The organism is Acetivibrio ethanolgignens (genome assembly GCF_001461035.1).
Lineage (GTDB): Bacteria > Bacillota > Clostridia > Lachnospirales > Lachnospiraceae > Velocimicrobium > Velocimicrobium ethanolgignens.
This window is the reverse complement of record NZ_LNAM01000191.1, coordinates 1-210: the sequence shown is the minus strand read 5'-3', so window position 1 is coordinate 210 and position 210 is coordinate 1.

Sequence of the window (210 nt, the reverse complement as noted above, 5' to 3'; positions counted from 1 at the left end):
AAAGATTTTGCTTGCGATATTGCGGAAGTGAGTTCGAAAATCGCTCCTTAGATGTTCTTAAAATCGAAGGCTCTCCTGAGATTTTATATAGAACATGCGAGCTATCGCAAGCAAAACTTTGCAGAACCGTCTGCTGTATAAAAGAAATTACGTAACTATTCAGAACCACCCTTATTCAAAGATGAAATCTGGATGACCTGAGATTGCATT